This is a genomic window from Clostridium amazonense, from assembly GCF_056431285.1.
Genome location: NZ_JBWKMH010000033.1, coordinates 1,004,413 through 1,027,878, shown reverse-complemented (window position 1 = coordinate 1,027,878; position 23,466 = coordinate 1,004,413). Strand labels below are relative to the sequence as shown.

20 protein-coding genes are annotated in these 23,466 nt (G+C 25.4%); 19 read left to right on the top strand and 1 reads right to left on the bottom strand.

Annotation, left to right across the window (positions count from 1 at the left end):
• Nucleotides 1–127: 127 nt before the first annotated feature.
• On the top strand, nt 128–466 hold the full coding sequence (locus AC07E4_RS19555) for a PqqD family protein (protein WP_478217240.1): 339 nt from the start codon (nt 128–130) through the stop codon (nt 464–466).
• A 63-nt stretch (nt 467–529) separates the two neighbouring features.
• Complete coding sequence (locus tag AC07E4_RS19550) at nt 530–886, top strand: hypothetical protein (RefSeq protein WP_040330012.1); 357 nt, start codon at nt 530–532, stop codon at nt 884–886.
• Nucleotides 887–915: 29 nt separating this feature from the next.
• Here the strand turns inward: AC07E4_RS19550 and AC07E4_RS19545 are convergent, their stop codons facing one another.
• Nucleotides 916–3,564: a cation-translocating P-type ATPase gene (locus AC07E4_RS19545; RefSeq protein WP_478217239.1), complete on the bottom strand. Its 2,649-nt coding sequence runs from the start codon at nt 3,562–3,564 to the stop codon at nt 916–918.
• A gap of 1,151 nt (nt 3,565–4,715) precedes the next feature.
• Between AC07E4_RS19545 and gcvT the strand changes: the two genes are divergently transcribed.
• The 17 genes from gcvT (at nt 4,716) to AC07E4_RS19460 (ending at nt 23,356) form a co-directional block, all read left to right on the top strand.
• Nucleotides 4,716–5,828 (top strand): glycine cleavage system aminomethyltransferase GcvT, encoded by a 1,113-nt coding sequence (gene gcvT, locus AC07E4_RS19540; RefSeq protein WP_430830813.1) that lies wholly within the window; start codon nt 4,716–4,718, stop codon nt 5,826–5,828.
• A gap of 28 nt (nt 5,829–5,856) precedes the next feature.
• The gene (gcvH, locus tag AC07E4_RS19535; RefSeq protein ID WP_040330016.1) at nt 5,857–6,249 is read left to right on the top strand and encodes a glycine cleavage system protein GcvH; all 393 of its coding nucleotides are present in this window, start codon (nt 5,857–5,859) and stop codon (nt 6,247–6,249) included.
• Between the two features lie 2 nt (nt 6,250–6,251).
• Nucleotides 6,252–7,592: an aminomethyl-transferring glycine dehydrogenase subunit GcvPA gene (gene gcvPA / locus AC07E4_RS19530; protein ID WP_478217238.1), complete on the top strand. Its 1,341-nt coding sequence runs from the start codon at nt 6,252–6,254 to the stop codon at nt 7,590–7,592.
• Nucleotides 7,592–9,049, top strand: a complete 1,458-nt coding sequence (gene gcvPB / locus AC07E4_RS19525) for an aminomethyl-transferring glycine dehydrogenase subunit GcvPB (RefSeq protein ID WP_478217237.1) — start codon at nt 7,592–7,594, stop codon at nt 9,047–9,049. The genes gcvPA and gcvPB overlap by 1 nt, the downstream gene beginning before the upstream one ends.
• A 444-nt stretch (nt 9,050–9,493) precedes the next feature.
• Nucleotides 9,494–10,879: a dihydrolipoyl dehydrogenase gene (gene lpdA / locus AC07E4_RS19520; RefSeq protein ID WP_430830812.1), complete on the top strand. Its 1,386-nt coding sequence runs from the start codon at nt 9,494–9,496 to the stop codon at nt 10,877–10,879.
• A gap of 302 nt (nt 10,880–11,181) precedes the next feature.
• On the top strand, nt 11,182–12,156 hold the full coding sequence (locus AC07E4_RS19515) for a lipoate--protein ligase (RefSeq protein ID WP_040330020.1): 975 nt from the start codon (nt 11,182–11,184) through the stop codon (nt 12,154–12,156).
• 274 nt (nt 12,157–12,430) lie between these two features.
• A complete protein-coding gene (locus AC07E4_RS19510) occupies nt 12,431–12,916 on the top strand; it encodes a GNAT family N-acetyltransferase (protein WP_478217236.1) in 486 nt (161 codons plus the stop codon).
• Between the two features lie 194 nt (nt 12,917–13,110).
• Nucleotides 13,111–13,464, top strand: coding sequence for a DUF3785 family protein (locus tag AC07E4_RS19505; RefSeq protein ID WP_423219659.1), 354 nt, complete (start codon nt 13,111–13,113; stop codon nt 13,462–13,464).
• A gap of 88 nt (nt 13,465–13,552) precedes the next feature.
• Nucleotides 13,553–13,879 carry a DUF1904 family protein gene (locus AC07E4_RS19500; protein ID WP_040330022.1) on the top strand — a complete coding sequence of 109 codons (327 nt, stop codon included), beginning with the start codon at nt 13,553–13,555 and terminating at the stop codon, nt 13,877–13,879.
• 229 nt (nt 13,880–14,108) lie between these two features.
• Nucleotides 14,109–14,960 carry a DegV family protein gene (locus tag AC07E4_RS19495; RefSeq protein WP_040330023.1) on the top strand — a complete coding sequence of 284 codons (852 nt, stop codon included), beginning with the start codon at nt 14,109–14,111 and terminating at the stop codon, nt 14,958–14,960.
• Between the two features lie 187 nt (nt 14,961–15,147).
• Entirely contained in the window at nt 15,148–15,645 is a 498-nt protein-coding gene (locus AC07E4_RS19490) for a transglycosylase SLT domain-containing protein (protein WP_040330025.1), read from the top strand.
• 70 nt (nt 15,646–15,715) lie between these two features.
• Complete coding sequence (locus AC07E4_RS19485; RefSeq protein WP_478217235.1) at nt 15,716–16,480, top strand: ABC transporter ATP-binding protein; 765 nt, start codon at nt 15,716–15,718, stop codon at nt 16,478–16,480.
• A complete protein-coding gene (locus AC07E4_RS19480; protein WP_478217234.1) occupies nt 16,467–18,377 on the top strand; it encodes an FtsX-like permease family protein in 1,911 nt (636 codons plus the stop codon). The genes AC07E4_RS19485 and AC07E4_RS19480 overlap by 14 nt, the downstream gene beginning before the upstream one ends.
• A 670-nt stretch (nt 18,378–19,047) precedes the next feature.
• Nucleotides 19,048–19,743, top strand: coding sequence for a response regulator transcription factor (locus AC07E4_RS19475; RefSeq protein WP_040330029.1), 696 nt, complete (start codon nt 19,048–19,050; stop codon nt 19,741–19,743).
• 3 nt (nt 19,744–19,746) lie between these two features.
• Nucleotides 19,747–20,724: a sensor histidine kinase gene (locus tag AC07E4_RS19470; protein WP_040330030.1), complete on the top strand. Its 978-nt coding sequence runs from the start codon at nt 19,747–19,749 to the stop codon at nt 20,722–20,724.
• A gap of 15 nt (nt 20,725–20,739) precedes the next feature.
• Complete coding sequence (locus AC07E4_RS19465) at nt 20,740–21,492, top strand: ABC transporter ATP-binding protein (protein ID WP_040330031.1); 753 nt, start codon at nt 20,740–20,742, stop codon at nt 21,490–21,492.
• Nucleotides 21,482–23,356, top strand: coding sequence for an FtsX-like permease family protein (locus AC07E4_RS19460; RefSeq protein ID WP_478217233.1), 1,875 nt, complete (start codon nt 21,482–21,484; stop codon nt 23,354–23,356). The genes AC07E4_RS19465 and AC07E4_RS19460 overlap by 11 nt, the downstream gene beginning before the upstream one ends.
• The last annotated feature ends 110 nt before the right edge of the window (nt 23,357–23,466 follow it).

Below are 23,466 nucleotides of genomic sequence, written 5' to 3'. Positions count from 1 at the left end.
AATATAAATGATGAATGGAATAATTATGTTTCATTCATCATTTTAATATAGAAATTAGACATAAAACTATAAATTTAAAACTATAAATTTATAAAGAGATAAATAAAATAAAAAGGTGAGGGAAGTTATGAAAAAAACTAAGAATGATAACATATTGGAGAAAGTGCCATTTAGAAATGAAAAAATTAATTGGGATGATTCAGGAGAAAGTATAGTATTAATCATAAAAAGAGATTCTTTTGCTGAGAAGATAATGCATAAAATTTTTAAAAAATCTGAAGTTATAAAAATAGAATTAGAGAAAATAGGATCAACTGTTTGGAGATTGTGTGATGGACATAATAATGTATATGAAATATCAGAAAAATTAAAGGAAAGTCATGGTGAAGATATAGAACCAGCACTTCCAAGACTAATAGAGTATATAAAAATTCTTATTAATAATGGATATATATCATTGAAGTAGTGATTAAAAATACAGTAATTAAATATAAATAAACTTGGTAAGTAAAAATAATGGGAGGTTAAAATGATAAAATATATTATATATATTGTACTTATTATGATTGTAACTATGTTATTTATATATATAGGAATAATAAAAGATAGACAGTTAGGGATGAATCTTATGGACAAACTATATAATAAATGTTGTAATAAAGTTTTGAAAAATATGAAGGTAACCAAGAAAATGTCTGCTGTTGAAATAAGAGAATTAATAAAAGACGAAAAAGCAAGTGTAATTTGGAGTAAAAAAAAGGTTGGTGTTACAAATAAAATACAGTTTACTAATTATGTTATAGAAGGATTGTTAAAATTGAATGAAATAGAACTTATTGACAAAAGTAAAAGAATATACGGATTGAGTGAGAGTTCAAAAAAATAGAAGTACTTTTTAAGTACTTCTATTTTAAATTATAAACTTATTGTTGATTTTTCAGTAGAAAGAATTTTTGAAAATTTTCTATCATCTACAATAACTTTTTTTATTTGAATTATTAAAGTTGGTATAAATGATAACAAATATATTAAACCTAATTGTTGTATTGAAAGTGTTGATACTTCAAATAATGATTTTAAAGGTGGAACAATTAGAACTAATGTAAGCATAATGAAGCCTGATAAAAATGCTAAAATACTATACTTATTAGAGTTAAGTCCAAGTTTAAATATTGATAAGTTTCCTCTACAGTTAAAACCATGAAATAATCTAGCAAGGCAAAGTGTTGCAAATGCCATTGTACTAGCAGTAGAAGCATCACCTGTTTTTAGTCCTGTCATAAAGGCAATTATAGTAAAAATAGAAATTAATAGCCCTTCAAGTGAAATAGCTTTTACAAAATCTTTAGTTAAGATAGAATCCTTAGCATTTCTAGGTTTTTCATTAAGAATATCATCATTGCCAGGTTCAACACCAATTGCTATAGCTGGAAGGCTATCTGTAAGCAAGTTTATAAATAATAAGTGAACAGGTGCAAAAGGCATTGGTAATGCTAATAATGATGTAAACAATATAGCAATTATTCCAGCAGTGTTTCCAGATAGTAAAAATCTAATAGAATTTTTAATATTTCTATAGACATTACGTCCATTAGCAACGGATTTTACAATAGTTGCAAAATTATCGTCAGTTAAAATCATGGAAGCTGCATCTTTTGAAACTTCTGTACCAGTTATTCCCATGGCAATACCTATATTAGCTTGTTTTAATGCTGGAGCATCATTAACACCATCACCAGTCATTGCTACTATATTGTCTTTATCTTGAAAAGCTCGTACTATTCTTATTTTATGCTCAGGAGAAACTCTAGCGTAAACAGAGATTTTATCTACTTTTCCTCTTAATTCTTCATCAGAAATTTTTTCTAGTTCTAATCCTTCCATAGCAAGATCACCGTCTTTAAAAATTCCGATTTCCTTAGCAATAGCACAAGCAGTTATTTTATGATCCCCAGTTATCATAACAGGTTTTATACCAGCTTTTAAACATTCGCTTACAGCATGCTTTGATTCTTCTCTAGGAGGATCAATCATTGATATTAAACCTAAGAATGTATATCCATATTCATCTTCTAAAGAAAGAGAATAATCTTCAGATATTTCTTTATATGCAAAAGCTAAAACTCTTAAGCCATTTTCAGAAAAAGATTTGTTAGTATTTTGTATATTTTCAATATCCTCTTTGGTAATTTCTTTTATACCATTAGAAGTTTTAATATATTTGATTCTAGTAATTAAAACATCAAGGGCACCTTTAGTAAACATCAGATTATTATTGTTTAAATTATGAGAAGTACTCATTAACTTTCTATCAGAATCAAAAGGGATTTCTGATATTCTAGCATAAGAATTTCTAAGAGATACTTCATCTAAATTATATATTTTACCTAAGTTAACTAAAGCAACTTCTGTAGGATCACCAATTTCATTATTATTAATAACTGTTGAATCATTACAAAGAATGGCTGACTTTATTAATAAATCTTCAGTTTCATTAGATAAATCATATTCATTAGAGTTTATAATTTTGTTATCAACAAAAGATTTTTTTACAGTCATTTTATTTTGTGTAAGTGTTCCAGTTTTGTCAGAGCATATTACAGAAACACATCCAAGTCCTTCAACAGCTTTTAACTGTTTAACAATAGCATTTTCACTAGCCATTTTTTGAGTTCCTAATGCAAGAACGATAGTTACAATTGAACTTAAGGCTTCTGGAATAGCAGCAACAGCTAAAGCAACAGCAAACATTAAAGAATCTAATATAGGGGTTCCACGATATACGTCAATTCCAAATATAACAACTGAAATAGCTAGAATTATAATAGCTAATTTCTTACTGAAATCATCTAAGTTAGCTTGTAATGGTGTCTTTTTAGCTTGAGTATTCTCAAGAAGAGATGCAATTTTACCAATTTCCGTATTCATGCCAGTATCAGTAACTATAACAGTAGCTCTACCATAAGTTACTAAACTACCTGAGAAGACCATGTTTTTTTGATCACCAAGTGCTAGTTCTGTAGAAGATATAACGTCACTAGTTTTATTAACACTTTCAGATTCTCCAGTTAGTGAACTTTCATTAACTTGAAGTGAATAATTTTCTATAACTCTACCATCAGCTGCAACTAAGTCACCAGCTTCCAAAATTAAAATATCTCCAGGTACAACTTCTCTAGATGGTATCTCAGTTTTAACACCATTTCTAATTACCTTTGAGTTTGGTGCAGATAAAGCTTTAAGGCTATTTAGTGATTGTTCAGCTTTAATATGCTGAACAGTACCAAGTATTGCATTTAATGTTATAACTACAAAAATTACTAAAGTACTTTCCATATTACCTATAGCCATGGAAACAAAACCAGCAATTATAAGGATAAGAACTAATAAATCTTTAAATTGCTCTAAAAAAATTACAAAGGTACTTTTCTTTTCTTTTTCTTTAAGTTCATTTGGGCCATGTTTTTCATTTTGTTTTTTTACCATTTCGTCATTAAGTCCTTCAAGAGAAGAATTTAATTCATTTAAAATTTGATTTGTTGATTGTGAAAAATAAGTTTTCATAAAATAAGTACTCCCTCCTATATTTTTACATCTAATTTAACAAAAAAGACCTTTGACATAGATTTCAAGTCTTATTGAAATCTATGTCAAAGGTCTTGTAACCAACTTTCAATTGGTATATATCTCCAGGCAAATTGCCGGAATGTTGAAGATACATTTATAACTACTCCCCTTTAACATGGGATTAATTTTATTAAATTATGTTTTAATAATATATTTATTCTAAATAAAAGTCAATAGATATATCAAATAAATTTATAATAATTATATTAATATAGTCTATGACTAAGATGTATAAATGGAACTAAAAGTTGTAAGTTTTAAATAATGATAATTTGAAAATATTGTTAAAAATTAAATTTACAAATGTATTTAAAGTTTATTTATATTTAATAAGGTTTAAATTTTAAAATAATATATTACAAATTAGTGAGATTATATAAATAAAATAGAAATTAGATAGTAGTAATAAAAACCTAAACAAAGCACCAAATTTATGCTTAAAAATATAAAAATTTAGATATATTAAAAAAGTATAATTTAAATCAAGAAAATATAAAAACATAACTTTACCGAATTAGTATAAAAAAATATATAAAAATCTTAATAAGAATCTAAAAAATAAAGTTATAATAACTATATGGAATAGATGTAATTATAAGTATTTAAAATATAAATAATTACTATTTGAAATCTAAATTACCAAATTAAATATTTTAAAAATTTACAATAACAAATGTATAAATATAAAACAAATAATATATTTAATTATGTATATGGTTTACAAATAATAGAAACGCAATTATAATGAAAGTAAATAATAGAAAATTTAGAAAATTATATAAACTTAAACAATTATTTAACAAACTTAATATAAATTTTAGTTATAAAATTTATATTAATGAATATTTAATATTATAAATAAGTATAGGATTACAATTAGCAAAGTAGGTAATAAATTATTGATTTAAAATTATTGTTAATTTTGAAATATTTTCGGGCTGATCTTATTATTTATAAAAATAAAAGCAAAACATTAAAATAATTATTAAGATTTGAATTGAAATATTAGATATTAATAATTATTAGTATCTTTTATATATTTTAATTTCATTATTGAAATTAATATGATAATTGGGGGGTATATTTAAATGCAAGAATTAAAAAAAACTCCATTAAGAGGAGTGTATGAACAGTATGGTGGAAAAGTTGTTGAATTTGCAGGCTATGAACTTCCAACACAATTTAAAGGCTTTTTACATGAACATGAGACAGTAAGAGAAAGAGCAGGATTATTTGATGTATCTCATATGGGGGAAGTTACAGTAATAGGTAAGGATGCACAAAAATTTGTTCAATACTTAGTTACTAATGATGTTAATACTCTTAATGATAATGAAGTTTTATACACTTTTATGTGTAAAGAAACTGGTGGAGTAGTAGATGATTTATTAGTTTATAAATTTAAGGAAGATGATTTTTTCTTAGTTATAAATGCTAGTAATAAAGAAAAAGATGTTAAGTGGATATTAGATCATAAAGGTAATTTTGATATTGAGATAAAGGATGTATCAGAAAATATTGCTCAATTAGCATTACAAGGTCCAAAAGCTCAAGAGATTCTACAAAAATTAGTTTCTATGGATTTAAATGAAATAAAATTCTTTAAAGCTAGAAGAAATGTAATTGTGAATGGGAAAGAATGTTTAGTATCAAGAACTGGATATACTGGGGAAGATGGTTTTGAAATTTATTGTAAACCAGAAGATGCAGAAGAACTATGGAATGCTATGTTGAAAAATGGAGAGGAATTTGGGGCAGAACCAATAGGTCTTGGAGCAAGAGATACATTAAGATTTGAAGCAACATTACCTCTTTATGGAAATGAAATGGATGAAAATATAACTCCATTAGAAATGGGATTTGGATTCTTTGTAAAATTGAAAGTTGAAGAGGATTTCATAGGAAAAGATGCACTAATAAAACAAAAAGCTGAAGGAATAACTAGAAAATTAGTTGGTTTTGAACTTTTAGATAAAGGAATTGCAAGACATGGATATGAAATTTTAAAAGATGGAAAAGTAATAGGACATGTAACAACAGGATATAAATCACCAACATTAAAAAAATCAATAGGACTTGCATTAGTAGAGATAGATTACACTAAAATTGGAACAGAATTTGATATAAAAGTTAGAAATAAAGAATTAAAAGCAGTTGTTATAGACAAGAGATTTTATACAAAGAAAACTCAAAGTAAATAGATATTTTAAATAAATAGGGGGTATAAATATGAAAGTATTAAATAATTTATTATACACAAAGGACCATGAATGGATAAAAGTTGAAGGAAATAAAGCATATATAGGTATAAGTGATTGTGCTCAACGTATGCTTGGAGATATAGTTTTTATAGAATTACCAGATGTTGATGATGAATTAGAAAAAGGCGATAGCTTTGCAACAATCGAATCAGTAAAGGCAGCATCAGATAGTTATATGCCAGTATCAGGAACAATAGTAGAGGTTAATGAAGAATTAGATGATAATCCAGCAGCATTAAATGAAGATCCATATGAAAATTGGATGATAGCTATAGAGTTAAAAGACGAAAAAGAGTTAGAAGAATTAATTAAACCAGAAGATTATGAGAAAATTTGTGATGAGTTAAGTAAGGAGGCATAATGATGTTTCCTTATATTCCAAATACAGAAAAAGAAACTAAAGATGTATTGGATTTTCTAAAAATGAAATCAATGGATGACTTATATTATGATGTAAGTGATGACGTTAAGCTTAAAAGAGATTTAAATTTAGAAAGTGGATTATCAGAACTTGAAGTAGAAAAACGTTTAAAAGATATGAGTATAAAAAATAAATCAATAGAAGATTTAACATGTTTTCTAGGAGCAGGAAGTTATGATCACTATATTCCTGCAGTTATAAAATACTTAACTGGAAGATCAGAATTTTATACAGCATATACACCATATCAAGCAGAACTTAGTCAAGGAACACTTCAATCTATATTTGAATATCAAAGTATGATTTGTAACTTAACAGGAATGGAAGTTTCAAACTCATCTATGTATGATGGTGCAACAGCAACAATGGAAGCTGCATCACTTGCAGTTGTTAGTACAAAAAGAAAGACTGTAATAGTTTCAAAGTCAGTAAATCCAGAAACAAGAAAAGTATTAAAAACTTATTTAAAATTTAAGGGACATAATTTAATTGAAGTAGATTTAAATGATGGAGTAACTGATATTGAAAAGGTAAAAGGATTACTTAATAAAGATGTGGCTGCTGTAATTATTCAAACGCCTAATTTCCTTGGCTTATTAGAAGAGGTTGAGGAGCTTGAAAAAGTTGTTCATTCTAATAAATCATTACTTATAATGAATGTAGATCCAATATCACTTGGAATATTAAAAAGTCCAGGCAGTTTAGGAGCAGACATAGTAGTAGGTGATGGTCAATGTTTAGGTGCTAATATGAGTTTTGGGGGACCAGGACTTGGATTTATGAATACAACTAAAAAGCTTATGAGAAAAATGCCAGGTAGAATAGTTGGAGAGACAGAGGATGTTGATGGAAATAGAGGATTTGTTTTAACACTTCAAGCAAGAGAGCAACATATAAGAAGGGAAAAGGCAACTTCTAATATTTGTTCAGATCAAACATTAATGTCAATTGGAGCAGCTATGTATATGGCTACACTTGGAAAAGAAGGAATAAAAGAAGTTGCTAAACAATGTTTAGCAAAATCCCATTATGCTTATAATGAATTAATTAAGAGTGGAAAATATAAACCAGTATTCAACAAACCATTCTTTAAAGAATTTGCAATAAGATCAGAAGCTTCACCTTGTGAGATTAATAAAGAATTATTAAAATCTAATATTTTAGGTGGATATAATTTAGAAAAGGTTTACCCTGAGTATGAAAATTCAATGCTACTTTGTGTAACAGAAAAGAGAACAAGGGAAGATATAGATAAATTAGTAAAAGTGATGGAGGCGATATAATGGGAAAGTATAATAAAGTTATATTTGAGCTGTCATCAGAAGGTAGAAGAGGCTATAAACTTCCAAAGTTAGATGTACCAGAGGTAAAACTAGAAGAGATTCTTCCAGAAAATCTTATAAGAAAAGAAGAATTAGAACTTCCAGAAGTTAGTGAAGTTGATATTGTAAGACACTATACAGCTCTTTCAAATAAAAATTATAGTGTAGATAAAGGATTTTATCCATTAGGTTCATGTACTATGAAATATAATCCTAAAATAAATGAAGATATGGCAGTACTTTCAGGATTTTCTAAGATACATCCATGTCAAAGTGAAGAGATATCACAAGGTGCATTAGAACTTATGTATGATCTTTCCGAAAGATTAACAGAAATAACTGGTATGGATGATTTTACATTGCAACCAGCAGCTGGAGCACATGGAGAACTTACAGGACTTTTATTAATAAAGGCATATCATGAAAATAGAAAAGATTTTAAGAGAACAAAAATAATAGTTCCAGATTCAGCACATGGAACTAATCCAGCAAGTGCAGCAGTTGCTGGTTTTGAAGTTGTTGAAATAAAATCAAATCCTGATGGAAGAGTTTCTTTAGAAGAACTAAAAAAAGCTCTTAATGATGAAATTGCAGGTTTAATGCTTACTAACCCAAGTACACTTGGATTATTTGAAAAAGATATAAAAGAAATAAGTGAATTAGTTCATGAAGCTGGTGGACTTTTATACTATGATGGCGCAAATATGAATGCTATTATGGGAATAACAAGACCAGGAGATATGGGCTTTGATGTTTGTCACTTAAATCTTCATAAAACATTTTCAACTCCACATGGTGGTGGAGGTCCAGGATCAGCACCAGTAGGAGTTAAGAAGGAATTAGCAAAATTTCTTCCTTATCCAATTGTAAAAAAAGAAAATGAAAAATATATATTAGATTATGATAGACCAGATTCAATAGGAAAAATAAGAAGTTTTTATGGAAACTTTGGAGTTATGGTAAAAGCATATTCATATATATTAACAATGGGAAAAGAGGGCTTGAAGGCAGCATCTCAAAATGCGGTTTTAAATGCTAACTATATAAAAGAGTCCTTAAAAGAATATTATAACTTAGGAAAAGATGATGTATGTAAGCATGAGGTGGTTTTAAGTACATTAAAAGACAATCCACATCATATTGCTACTATAGATATAGCTAAAAGGCTTATAGACTATGGAATTCATCCACCTACAGTATATTTTCCACTTATAGTTGAAGAAGCTTTAATGGTAGAACCAACTGAAAGTGAAAGTATAGAAAATTTAAATGAATTCATTGAAGTAATGAAAAAAATAGCAGTAGAAGCTAAGGAAAATCCTGAATTACTTCATGAAGCTCCTCACAATACTCCAGTAAGAAGATTAGATGAGGTAAAAGCAGCAAGGACACCGGTATTAAAGTGGTCTAGCAAATAATTAAAAAGGGTTAAGATTTAAGAAAAGTGTATATAGGCAATTCTTAAGTCTTAACTTTTTTATTCTATAGGAATACAAGTCTAAACTTTAAGTTATTTATGTTTTAGTTGAGAAAGAGCAATTTGAAGTGTTATACAAAATTAACAATTAACGATGAACAATTAACAATGAAGGATAAAACTGAAGTCTCAGTTTATTTGAATCAATTTTTATGATAATTTGCTAAGCAAATTAGTTTGAAAACAATATGAAAATATAATTTTTATGGAATTCTATTCATAAATATTAAGAACGAAGTGAATAATATTAACCATCATTGTTAATTGTTAACTGTTAATTGGCTCTAAACATGATAATAAAAATAAACTGTAAGCTTAATATTATCATTTGATAAAGATACTATTTAAACATTGATTATTATAAATATTTATAGGGGGTTATGATATGAAAGATATAATTGTAATTGGGGGAGGACCAGGAGGTTATGTTGCAGCTATAAGAGGTGCACAATTGGGTATGGATGTTGCTGTAGTAGAGATGGATAGTTTTGGTGGGACATGCTTAAATAGAGGATGTATACCAACTAAAACATTATATAGAAGTGCAGAAATAATGAAAACACTTAAACATATTGATGATTTTGGTATAGAGGTAAATGATTACAAATTAAATGTAGAAAAAGTACAGGAAAGAAAAGCAAATGTGGTAAATACATTAGTTGGTGGTGTAGAACAATTATTAAAAGGAAATAAAGTTGAAATTGTAAAAGGAAAAGCTTTTTTACAAGATAAAAATACAGTTAAGGTTGAAACAAAAGATGGAGAAGTAATTTTGGAAGGAAAGAACATAATTATTGCAACAGGATCAAAGCCAGAAATGCCTAATATTAAGGGAATAGAAAATGAAAAAATTATAACTAGTGATGAAATTTTGGAATTTAAAAGCATACCTAAGGAACTTGTAGTTGTTGGTGGTGGAGTTATAGGTATGGAATTTGCAAGTATATTTAATGCTATGGGAAGTAATGTTACAGTTATAGTTGCAAGAGATTCAATATTATATGATGTAGATAGAGAGTTAACTAAACGATATACAGCTATGGCAAAAAAATCTGGAATAAGTATAAAAACATCTACTAGAATTAATGAATTTATTGATGCTGGAAATGAAGTTATTATTAAGTGTGAAGATAAAAAAGGAGATGTAGATTTTAAAGCAAATGAAGTTTTAATAGCAAAAGGAAGATATGGGAATTTTGATGGCATGAATTTAGAAAAAATAGGCATAGAGCATGATAGAAAAAGAATAAAAGTTGATAAAAACTATAAAACAAATGTAGAAGGAATATATGCTATTGGAGATGTAAATGGAATATCATTGTTAGCACATGCTGCATCACATCAAGGTGTAGAGGCAGTTGAATATATTTGTAAAAATAAACAATGTCATGAATCAATAATTCCAGGATGTATATTTACATTTCCAGAAATAGCAACTGTGGGTATGACAGAAGAAGTGATAAAAGAAAATAATATACCATATGTAAAAAACAAATTTTTATTTGGAGCTAATGGAAAAGCTTTAGCATTAGGTGAAGGTGAAGGATTTGTTAAAGCAATATGTAATAGTGAAAATCATAAACTATTAGGTATTCATATAATGGGACCACATGCTTCAGATCTAATTCATGAAGGAGTAGTTGCCATAGAAAAAGGAATGACTGTAGATGATTTTAAAGAAGTTGTGCATGCACACCCAACACTTGGAGAAGCTTTCCATGAAGCAATAATGGGATTAAATAAGGAAGCTATACACAGTATAAATAAATAATTTCTATATATAGGGTTTTAAGCTTAAAAATGAAATTATTCAAATGTTAACAATTAACAAAGAATGATAAAACTGATTTCACTTTTCACTCTTAACTCTTACTTGGTTCCAAATATAAAAATAGAAATAAACTGTAAGCTTAATAATATAATTTGAGAAAGACATTACTTTAAATTTGAACTTGGAACCCTATATAAAATTAGAATTATCAAAGAGTAGAGTTAGAAGGAGAAAATTGGATTAGAACCATAAGATAAAATTATTATTGTAACATTGAAATCTTACAAATGGGGGATTAAAAAATGAGATATATTGATAACTTGAGTACTGAACCATATTTTAATTTGGCATCAGAGGAGTACTTTTTAAAAAACACTGAAGAGGAGTACTTTATACTTTGGAGAAATGAGCCTTGTGTTGTAGTTGGAAAAAATCAAAATACTTTATCAGAAATAGATTTAGATTTTATTGAAAAGAATAATGTTAAAGTTGTAAGGCGTCAAACTGGTGGTGGTGCTGTATTTCATGATTTGGGAAATCTTAATTATACTTTTATAGTTAATGACGGGAAAAGTTTCAATGATTTTGAAAAGTTTAGTATACCAATAATAGGTGCGTTGAAAAATCTTGGTATTAAAGCGGAATTCTCTGGTAGAAATGATTTAACTATAGATGGAAAGAAGTTTTCCGGAACAGCTCAATGTAAATATAAGAATAGAGTTATGCATCATGGAACATTACTTTTTTCAGCAGATATTTCAAATCTAAGTGGAGCATTAAAGCCTAAAAAAACAAAATTTGAAGGAAAAGCAGTTAAATCTGTTACAAGTAGAGTTACAAATATAAGTGAATATTTAGAAAAAAAGATATCTGTATTAGATTTAAAAAAAGAAATATTTAACTATATAACAGAAAATGAGAATAGTGCAGTGATAACTAATTTTACAGTAAAGGAAATAGAAGAAATAGAAAAAATAAAAAATAAAAAATATAAAACTTGGGATTGGAATTTTGGAAAATCACCTAATTATAATTTTTATAACGAGTGTAAATTCAAAAGCGGCACTATAGAATTAAGTATTAAAGTAGAAGATGGAATAATGAAAAATGTAAAAATTCATGGTGACTTTTTTGGTGTTAAAGATATAAGTAATATAGAAAAAATCTTAGAGAATAAACCACATAGGAAAAATAATATAAAAGAAGCATTAAATGGAATAAAAATAAATGAATATTTTGCAGGAATTGAATTAGATGAGCTTATGAATTTATTTTAAAATATTTTTTGAATTACACTATTGAAATTTTCAAATTATTCGAATATATTATATGGAGAATAATTACAAAATTTAAATAATAATCTAATTAGTGTTTATGTAATTATTACAAAGAATATTAACTTTGAAATAAATATTAATAATATACATTAAATATTGTAACAATACAATATTTAATGTATATTACAATATGGATATATTTTACTTAAGATATAGAAATTTTAAAAATACGGTTTAATAATAGTGTAAGGGGATATGAATAAGGATGATAAGGTTGGCATTAAAAAACGATATAGATAATGTTGAGCAGATAGTTCACGAAAGTAAGTTATTAATAGAAAAACAAGGACCTGTATGTTGGGATATAAAATATTCTAGTGGAGATAACATTGCCTTAGATATAAAAGAAAAAGCTTTATTTGTTCAAGAAATAGAAAGGAGAATAGTTGGATTTATATGTGTAAATAATAAAGAAGTAGAAGGATACGAATCTATTAATTGGAGCTGCAAAGATAATTTTTTGGTTATTCATAGGATTTTAGTAGATAGAAGAATTAGACGAAATGGTGTTGGCACTATGCTAATGAAATTTACTGATGAACTTGCAAAAGAAAAGGGTGTAAAAAGTATAAGAGTAAATATATATAGTTTAAATATGAATGCACAAAATTTTATTGTTAATTGTGGTTATAAAAAGGTAGGGGAAATTTTTATACATGGAGTAAAAGAATATTTTTATTGCTATGAAAAAATTTTATAAAGAATTTATATTACTTTCTTTCAAATGTGATTAATAATTATGGAGTATATTTAAAATTATGTTATACTCAATTTAATTAAGGCATTTGAAAGAAAATAAAAATTAAAGTTAAATATGAAAGGAATTTTATAATGGAATATAAATTTAAATATGAAGATGAAGAATATGTTATTTTAAAAGAGAATTGTGAGTACATATTAAATGATGAAGAAAAGGAAGTTAACGACTTTAATATTGATAATGTTTTAGAACTTTTAAATAATTGTGACGAAGTTTTTTTTGATAAAGAATATTATAGTGATCCTTGTGAAGTTTGCTTGGAAGGAAAAAAAGAAAAACTAAAGTTTTTTAAATTTCTAGAATATCATTTTTACATATTCACAAAAGAAGAGAATTATGTAATTAGTAGTATTTCAGAAGAATATAAAAATACTTCTTTTATGAAACTATTAAGAGATAGAAAAATAGACAATAGTTATATAGTAAGTATTATATATTGTCCTTATTGTAAAAAATATACTATAGAAATAGAACAATGTGAAATGTAGATTTAAGTATTGAAAAATAAATATATTTTTTGTGAGAAAAATTTGTTATAATTAGTATCATTCAAAAAAATATAGAGAGGGTGTTTTTATGCCTATATTAAAAGTTACTGGTGTAGAAGAGAAAAAAGTATTAGAAGTAAGTGAAGAATTAATAAATGAACTTGAAAATATAATAGAGTGCCCAAGAGATTATTTTTCTATAGAATTTACAAATTCAAAATACATAATGGATGGAAAAATTGTAATGCCACCTACTATAATTGAAGTATCATGGTTTGACAGAGGACAGGAAGTTCAAGATAAAGTAGCATTAGCTATAACTAAATATTTTAAAGATGAAAACAAAGAATGTGTGGATGTTATTTTTAATAATTTAAAAGAAGAAAGATATTATGAAAATGGAAAACATTTTTAAATGTTAACACATTTTATACATATGAATTAAGACATAATTTATATAAACTATATAGAATAGCAGGTATCTAATTAAGTATTTAATTAGATACCTGTTTTAATAATTATTTAAAACTGTTATAATACTTAATAATATATATAGAAATAATGTGAAAAGTTAGATTGTTTTTTCTATGCAATAAATAAGTAATTTTTAAGTATATACTTAATTTTTAGTGGAGGTAAAGACTGTGGGCGTAAAAATAATAACGGATAGTACTAGTTATATACCAAATAAATTCATAGAAGAATATGATATATCTATAGTATCTTTAAATGTATTATTAAATGAAAAGAGTTATAGAGAAGTTGAGCTTGAAAATGAATTTTTTTATGAAGAAATGTCAAAGGCGAATGAAATTCCAACATCATCACAACCAAGTATAGATGAGTTTTATAATGCTTACGAGAAAATCGCTGAACAAGGAGATGATATTGTAGGATTATTTATATCATCTGATATGAGTGGTACATATTCAACATCAAATTTAGTTAAAGATATGATATTAGAGAAATATCCAAACTGTAAAATAGAACTTATAGATTCTCGTTCTAACTGTATGCAGATGGGGTTTGCTGCCATGGTAGGTGCAAGGATTGCTAATGAAGGTAAAGATATATGTGATGTAGTAAATGGTGTTAAAGATGTTATAAATAAAAGTAGATTTCTATTTGTACCAGATACATTAGAATATCTAAAAAAAGGTGGAAGAATTGGTGGTGCAGCTGCATTGTTTGGTGCAATTCTTCAAATAAGACCTATACTTACAGTTGTTGATGGAAAAACTACTGTATTTAATAAAGTTAGAACTAAGAAAAAAGCTGTTGAAAAAATTATAGAAACAGTTGTATGTGATATAAAGGAAAATGGGATTGGAGAAGTTATAGTTCATCATATTAATTGTGAAGAAGAAGGATTAGAGCTTGCTAATAGATTAAGAGAAGAGCTTAACGTAGATGTAACTATACAATCTATAGGACCTATAATAGGATTACATGTTGGACCTAAAAGTGTAGGTGTAGCTTATTATACTAAAAATTAAATTGTGAGTAAAAATATAAGTATCAAGAAAAGAACACAGTATTCAGACTGTGTTCTTTTTTTCTTACAAGCATGTAATGTTTATGAAATAAAAATCGATATTGAAGTTTAAAATTATTTATTAAAATAAAAACATAGAAATTACAAAAACAAATTAATAAATAGAAAATTAATGGAGGAATAAAATTATGAAAAAATTAATTATAGCATTAGTAACTGTTGGTATAGTTGGGGTTAGTGGAATATTATTTGTAAGACAAGGATTATATCCATTGAATCATAAAATAGAAATAAAGAAATATGCAGAAAAGTATAATGTAGAGCCTGCTTTAGTTGCAGCTACAATACATTTTGAAACAAATTTCAAAGAAACACCTTATAAAGAAGGTAAACCATCAGGGCTTATGAATATAAATGATGAAAGTGGAATAAGAATTGCGAATGAGGCAAATATAAAAATTGATAATAAAGAAGAGGTTGCACTTGCAGATAACAACATTAATATAGGTACATTTTATATATCCAAAATATTTAATGAAAAAAATTACAAAGAAATGATGGCAAAATGGATAGAAAGAAATGGAGAAGTAGAAGAAGCTGATAAAGTTTATGCAAGTCAATATTATGGAGAGAAAATAGAAAAACGAGAAAAAATATATAAATTCTTATATCCAAGTCTTAAATAATAGAACTAGTTAAATGCATTATTGTTGATGAAAAATTCAAATAAGCAAAGAATAAGTTGGAGGTTATTTCATGAATAAAGTATTAGAAATAAAAAGTGTATCAAAAGTATATAGAAATAAAGGCATACAGTATTCAGCGTTAAAAAATATTAATTTAAATGTATATGAAAGTGAGTTTATAGCAATTATGGGACCGTCAGGAGCAGGAAAAAGTACACTTTTAAATATTGTATCAACAATAGATAAGCCATCTAGTGGAGAAGTTTTGATAAATGAGAAAGATATATCAAAATTAGATAATAAAAAATTAGCTAAATTTAGAAGAGAAAATTTGGGATTTGTTTTTCAAGATTTTAATTTGTTAGATACGTTAACTATAAGAGAAAATATAGCATTGCCATTAGCTATAAGTGAGGTGAATTCAAAAGACATAAAAAAATCAGTAGAGAATGTTTGTGATATATTGGGAATAAAAGAACTTTTAGATAAGTATCCTTATGAAGTATCAGGAGGACAAAAACAACGTACAGCAGCTGCAAGAGCTATAGTTAATAATCCATCTATAATTCTTGCAGATGAGCCAACAGGGGCATTAGACTCTAAATCATCCAAAGATCTTTTAGAAAGATTTGAAAAACTTAATGATGAAAATAATGCAACAATTATGATGGTTACCCATGATGCAAATGTTGCAAGTTATTGTAAAAGGGTTGTATTTATTAAAGATGGAATGTTATATAAAGAATTAAATAGAAATTCGGGCAGAAAGGCTTTCTACAAAGAAATATTAGATACCTTAGCATATATAGGTGGTGATTCCTATGACGATAATTAATATAGCTAAGCAAAATGTAAAAGGAAATATAAAAAATTATATTATATACTTAATGTCAATAATAATTTCAGTAACAATATTTTTTATATTTAAGTCTTTAGAATACAATGAATCTGTAAATTTAGCATTAGAAGGAAGTGCTAAACTTAGTGTGGGGTTTAATGCAGCATCAATGGTTTTACTGTTCTTTTCAGGTTTGTTTATATGGTACTCAAATGATTTTTTCTTAAAGAAAAGGAAAAAAGAAATTGGATTATATGCCATCTTAGGTATAGAAAATAAAAAAATAGGAAAAATTCTATTTTTAGAAACATTTTTTATAGGAATTATTGCACTTGTTGTAGGAATAATTTTAGGAAGTGTATTATCTAGAATTTCTACTTTATTATTAATAAAGATAATAAATTTAAATGTGGAATTAGGACAAGTTATAACTATAAAAGCAATAATGAAAACTGTAATATCATTTGTTGCTATATTTATTATAGTATCTTTTATAAGTGGATCTACAATTTATAAATTTGAACTTATAGATTTATTTAAAGCTGAAAATAAAAGAGAAATTGAACCTAAAGCATCATACTTTAAATCAATATTATCTCTAGTATTAATAATTTCTGGATATTTAGTCTATTTGGGAGCTATGAAATCACCAAGTTTGCAAATATCAATAGTACTAACTTTAATGTTAGTTGTAAGTGGAACATTTTTGTTTTTTTCATCTTTCTTAATTTATTTAACTAAAATAAAAAGGAAAAATGAAAAGAAGCATTATAAAGGACTTAATATGATAATAACGTCTAAATTATTATATAGAATAAAAGGAAATGCTAAAAGTTTAGCATTAATATCAGTTTTAAGTGCAACAACTATAACAGCAATGGGTATTACTATAAGTTATCATAATAAATTCATTGGTGATTTTGATGAAGTATATCCATATTCATATGTTGTATCTACAAAAGATAAAAGTTTAAATGAAGGTATACTAAATACTTTAAGTGAAGAAAATAATATAGAAGTAATAGGAAATACTAATGGAGAAATAACTGATTTAGAAGTAAGCATAAATGGAGGAAAGAATTTTGTTAAGATGATTCCACAAAGTTATTTTTATAGTATCAATAAATTAAGAAAAAATAAGTATACTATGGAAAAATTAAATAGTGGGGAATGTGCTTATTTCTACGAATATGGAGAAGGAAGTAAGAGAGAATATAAGTTTTCTACAGTAGACATAAAAGATAGTGATATAAAGCTTTCCATAAAGGAATACTATAAGGGAAATTTATTAAATGAACATATGTCTATTGAAACTATGGTTGTAAATGATGATGATTATAATAAAATTAAAAGTGCAGGAGAAATATATAATTTAAATTTATATCAAATTAAAAGTAATAATGATTTAAAAGTAACTGATGATAAAATTGAAAATATGGTAGATAAAAGTTTGTTAAAAGACAAAAATAGTAATAAAATGCTGTCATATTCATCTTATTATAAAAATTTAAAAGAGCAATCAGCATCTATTGGCGGAATGTTATTTATAGGTGTTTTTATAGGAATAGTATTTTTAGCTGCAACAGGAAGTATAATATTTTTCAAACAAATTTCAGAAGCAACAGAAGAAGTTAATAGATATAAAACTTTAAGAAAAATAGGTGTGGATGATAAAGATATAAAAATTTCAATATACAAAGAAATGTTGAATGTATTTTTAGCACCATTATTTATAGGTGTGTTTCATAGTACTATAGCTATATCATTGATATCCAATGCTTTTAACCAAAATATAATATTAATTTTAATAAAAGTATTAACTCCATATATACTAATTTATTTAGGATATTACATGCTAACAGCAAAAAATTATTACAATATAGTAAACAATTAAAATATATTTAAAAATATTTATAAGCAGGGTAAACACCTTGCTTATTTTTTCGACAAAGAGTATATAGGGTTATAGATGATAAACTAAGGATATAAATTAATAAAGGTATAAATTGAAAAGCAAAGTTGTAATACTATATAGGATTCTAAGCTAAAAAATGAAATTATTCAAATATTAAATGAGAATGGTAGTAGGAAAGGAAACAGTAATTATTTAAAACGTTGTTCATAAAAATTTCAAAGAAACTCTAATAAATTTATCATTTTATTTTCAAGACTAAACGGCTATAAGTGAACTAAATTAAGACCTATGTAATTAAATTCTAGTCTATTTTTCATAACTCTTCGTCAGCAATTCACATTAATAAAATGCCATTATTGATGAGAATTACTTCCTTGATTTATAAAAAATATACATTGAATTTTCAATTACATATTTCTAAATTTAGTTCACACTACGTCCTGTCTAGGCAGTCGCTGAACCTGTCCTTGGGTTCAGGTCTTGAAAATAAAAAATAAATTAATAAGAGTTTCTAAATCAATTTTTAAAGAAATACTAATTTAAATAATTCCTGTTTCTTGATGAAAGAAAAAAGATTTTCAATTGAGAAAGATGTTATTTTAAATTTGAACTTGGAACCCTATAATAGATTTTAAAAGGAGTGACACAGATGAGTTATAAAATAATGATAGTAGAAGATGATATGAACATATCTAAGTTGTTAGGTGATTATATAGAAAGATATGGATATGATGTTTGTAAAATAGAAGATTTTGAAGATATTATGGTGAAGTTTAATGAAGAAAATCCAAGTTTAGTTTTAATGGATGTTAATTTACCTAAGTTTGATGGATATTATTGGTGTACAAAAATAAGACAAAAGTCACTTTGCCCTATAATATTTATATCTGCAAGAGATAGTGAAATGAATCAAATAATGGCAATAGAAAGTGGAGCAGATGATTATATTATAAAACCATTTAATTATGAAATTGTAAGGGCTAAGATAAAAAGTAATTTACGAAGAGTTTATGGTGAATATGCAACAAACACAAATGAGCGAGTTGTTAATTTAGAAGGACTTATATTATATCCAGAAAGATTAGAACTAGAAATGAATGATAAAAAAATAATTTTAAGTAAAAAAGAAAGTGAACTTATAGATTGTCTTATGAGTAAATATCCCAAAGTTGCTACAAGAGATAATCTTTTGGAAAAACTTTGGGATGATCAGTTTTTTGTAGATGATAATACTTTAAATGTAAATATAACAAGAGTAAGAAAAAGGTTTTTAGAATTAGGTATAGAAAATGCAATTGAAACAGTAAGAGGTGCTGGATATAGAATTAATATAAGTTGGAGGTAGAAAATGAAACTTTTTATAAAAGATAATTTAGGATTTATATTAATATATATTTTTAGTTTTGTATTAGTTTTCTCATCAATGCTTATATTTCAAGGGTTTAATACAATAGGTAATTGCATTTACTTTGTATTTTTAAATTTATTTGTTTTAACAGTATACATGTTATATAGATATTATAAAAATAGAAAGTTATATAATGGATTATCTAATAAGTATAATAATTTTGAAGAAATAGTAAATGAATTTGGTAATTCATATTTAGGAAATGAATTAAATAGATTAACTAATGATATGTACGGATTCTATCAAGGAGAAGTAAATAATCAAATAAAAAATCAAAAAGAGCAATTAGATTTTATGAATCAATGGGTACATCATATGAAAACTCCACTTTCAGTAATTAAATTATATATGCAAGAATATGAAGATGAAGAATTTGTTGATGATATTAAAAGTGAAGTTGATAAATTAGAAAGAGGATTAAAACTTGCATTATATAATGCTAGATTGGAAGATTTTAGGAATGACTTTTCATTAAAAAAATTTGAACTGCAAGGTGTTATTAAGGAATCAGTGAATTCTTTAAAAAGTTATTTTATAAAGAATAAAATTTTTCCTAAAGTTCAAATTGAAGATAATATTATAATTAATAGTGATAAAAAATGGATAGAATTTATATTAGAACAAATTTTAATAAATAGTATAAAATATTCAGTGGGAAAGGGAAAATATGTAGAGATTATGGCTAAAAAGGAAAATGAAAAAGTAGTTATTGAGATTATAGATGATGGTATTGGAATTTCTAAAAGAGACATAAAAAGAGTATTTGAACCTTTTTATACAGGTAGTAATGGTAGAGAATATGGAGAATCTACAGGTATGGGGTTGCATTTAGTAAAAGATGTTTGTGAAAAATTAAATCATGAGATTTATATAGAATCAGAAGAAGGTGTAGGTACAAGAGTAAAATTAGTTATATAGAAAGTTGGTGGTTTAATGAATTTGCTTGAGACAAAAGGAATTTATAAGATTTATAGTAAAGGTGAGATTGCTTTAAATAATATTAATTTCAGATTAGAGGATAAAGAGTTTGTTGCAGTTATGGGACCATCGGGCAGTGGGAAAAGTACACTTTTAAATATTTGCTGTGGAATGATAAAACCATCTGTTGGAAGTATAATTTTAAATGAAAAAGAAGATATTGTTAAATATAATGATGAAAAATTAAATATATATAGACGGTCAAATTTAGGATGTGTTTTTCAAGATTTTAAGTTATTAGATTATTTAAATATACAAGATAATATAATACTTCCATTAACATTAGAAAAAGTAAATATTAAAGAAATAAATAGAAGACTTAAATGGTTAGTAGAATATTTAAATATAGAAGATTTATTGAAAAAGAAAATATTTGAGGTATCAGGAGGAGAAAAACAGAGAGTAGCTATAGCAAGAGCATTAATAATAAATCCCCAAATTTTATTTGCAGATGAACCAACGGGAAGTTTAGATTTTAAAAGTAGCCAAGATGTAATGAAGCTTTTTAGTAATATAAATAAAAAAAATGGCACAACTATATTTATGGTTACCCATGATCCATATGTAGCTAGTTTTGCTGATAGAGTTTTATTTTTGAGAGATGGAGTTATATATAATGAAGTTTATAGAGGTGATAATAAAGGCTTGTTTTACAAAGAAATCTTAGATGTTCTTTCTTTTCTAGGAGGTAGAGATTATGAATTTTGAAGAGATACTTGTAAAGAGTACCTTAAGAAATCTTAGAACATATATAAATTATATATTAAGTAGTGCTAGTGCTATTTTTATATTTTTTATAACATCATCACTTATAAATCATCCTGTTATAAATCAACATAATGGAGAAGATATAAAGCTTGCTATTTTGTATACAAAGCTTGGCGTTTTTATAATTTCTATATTTTTTATAATATATTCAATTGATTTATTTGTAAAAATGCAAAAAAAGAACTTTGGAATATTTTTAGCATTAGGAGTGGATAAAGTTAAGTTTTATAAAATTTTTATTATAGAAAATTTAATTATTGGAGGTATTTCATTAATCTTAGGAATTATATTTGGAGTTATATTTTTAAAATTATTTTTAATAATATTTAGTTCTATAACTAATATAGACAATATAAAATTTTACTTGCCTGTAAGTAGCATAATAGAGTCTATAATTGTATATGGAATTGTATTTTTTTTAATTTCTATATATGAGTGTAAAAAAGTTTTAGAAGAAAATTGTATAGAACTTTTAAAAAATAATAAAAGTACTAATATTAAAATTTCTAAAATATTCAAAGTGTTGTTTTTAATTTTAAATGTAATGTCAATTATTATGTTTAGCATAATGATAATATATAGAGATGCTAAATTTATGAATTATGCAAAACTAATTTTTATGCCATTAGTGTTAATAAGTTTAAATATATTTTTGTTGAAATATATTATTCCATGCATTATACAAGTATTGTCAAATTTGAAATGGATTAAATTAAAAGCTAATAATATTATATTGTTTGCATCTGTTAAAGAAAGTTTTATAAATATGGCAAATATAATAGTATTAGTTACATTTTTATTTACAGTTACATTTTTTATAATATCTATAAACTATGTTAACATTGTTACTGTAAAAAGGAACTTAGAAATGGAAATACCATCTACATATAATATAATTATCAAAAATAAAAAACAGAGTATACCTTTTGAAAATGAACTTGAAAGTGTATTAAAAATGAACAATTTTAAATATGACAAAAGTAAATGCAAAATTTTAGTAACAGGAGAGAAGTATGATGATATTTCATTAATAAGTAATAGTGATTATAATAAATTAGCTATTTTAAGCAATAGGAAAACTGTAGAAGTAGAAGAAGATAAGTCATTTTTTGTGCCTGTATTTTTTACTGATTATGTAAGAGTAAAAATTTTAAATATTTTAGATGAAGAATTAATAGTAAATAATCAACAAGTAGAGAATGTAATTTATGGTCTATTTAATAATAATTTATATGTTGTATCTGATGAATTTTATAAAAAATTTGAAAAACATTTAGATTATATATATTATGTAGCATATAACTTAGAAGATTGGACTGATGCAACTAGTATAATTGAAGATGTTAGACAGCAATATTATAAGTATGATGAAGATAAACATTTTTATATGATATCTAGAGTAACAAGGTATGAAGAAAATATGTTAAGTGCAAAAATAGTAATGTATTTTTCAATTTTAGTTTGCATTTTACTATATTTTATGGCATTAAGTCTGTTACATATTAGATTTTATAATGAAAAAATAAATAATCAATATAACTTTAAAAATCTAAAAAGTATTGGAATAACTAATAAAGAAATAAAACAGATTATTTCTAAAGAAATGACAATAATATTCTTTATTCCATATATAATAGGAATATTTAATACATATATATTTATGAATATAATTAAAAAAATTTATGTTATAGATATAACAAAACAAATACAATTTATATTAATAAGTATATTGATTTTTAATATACTATACTTTTTTTTATGGAAATTCAAAAGTATAGATAAAATTTTGAGTGAATTACAATAAATGTATATTACAACATTGTAAGCTAATTGAAAGAAAATTAAATGTGTTCATTTTAACATATATAATAAAATATTTTTGTAGAAAGAAAAAATATTTTATTAGGAGGATTA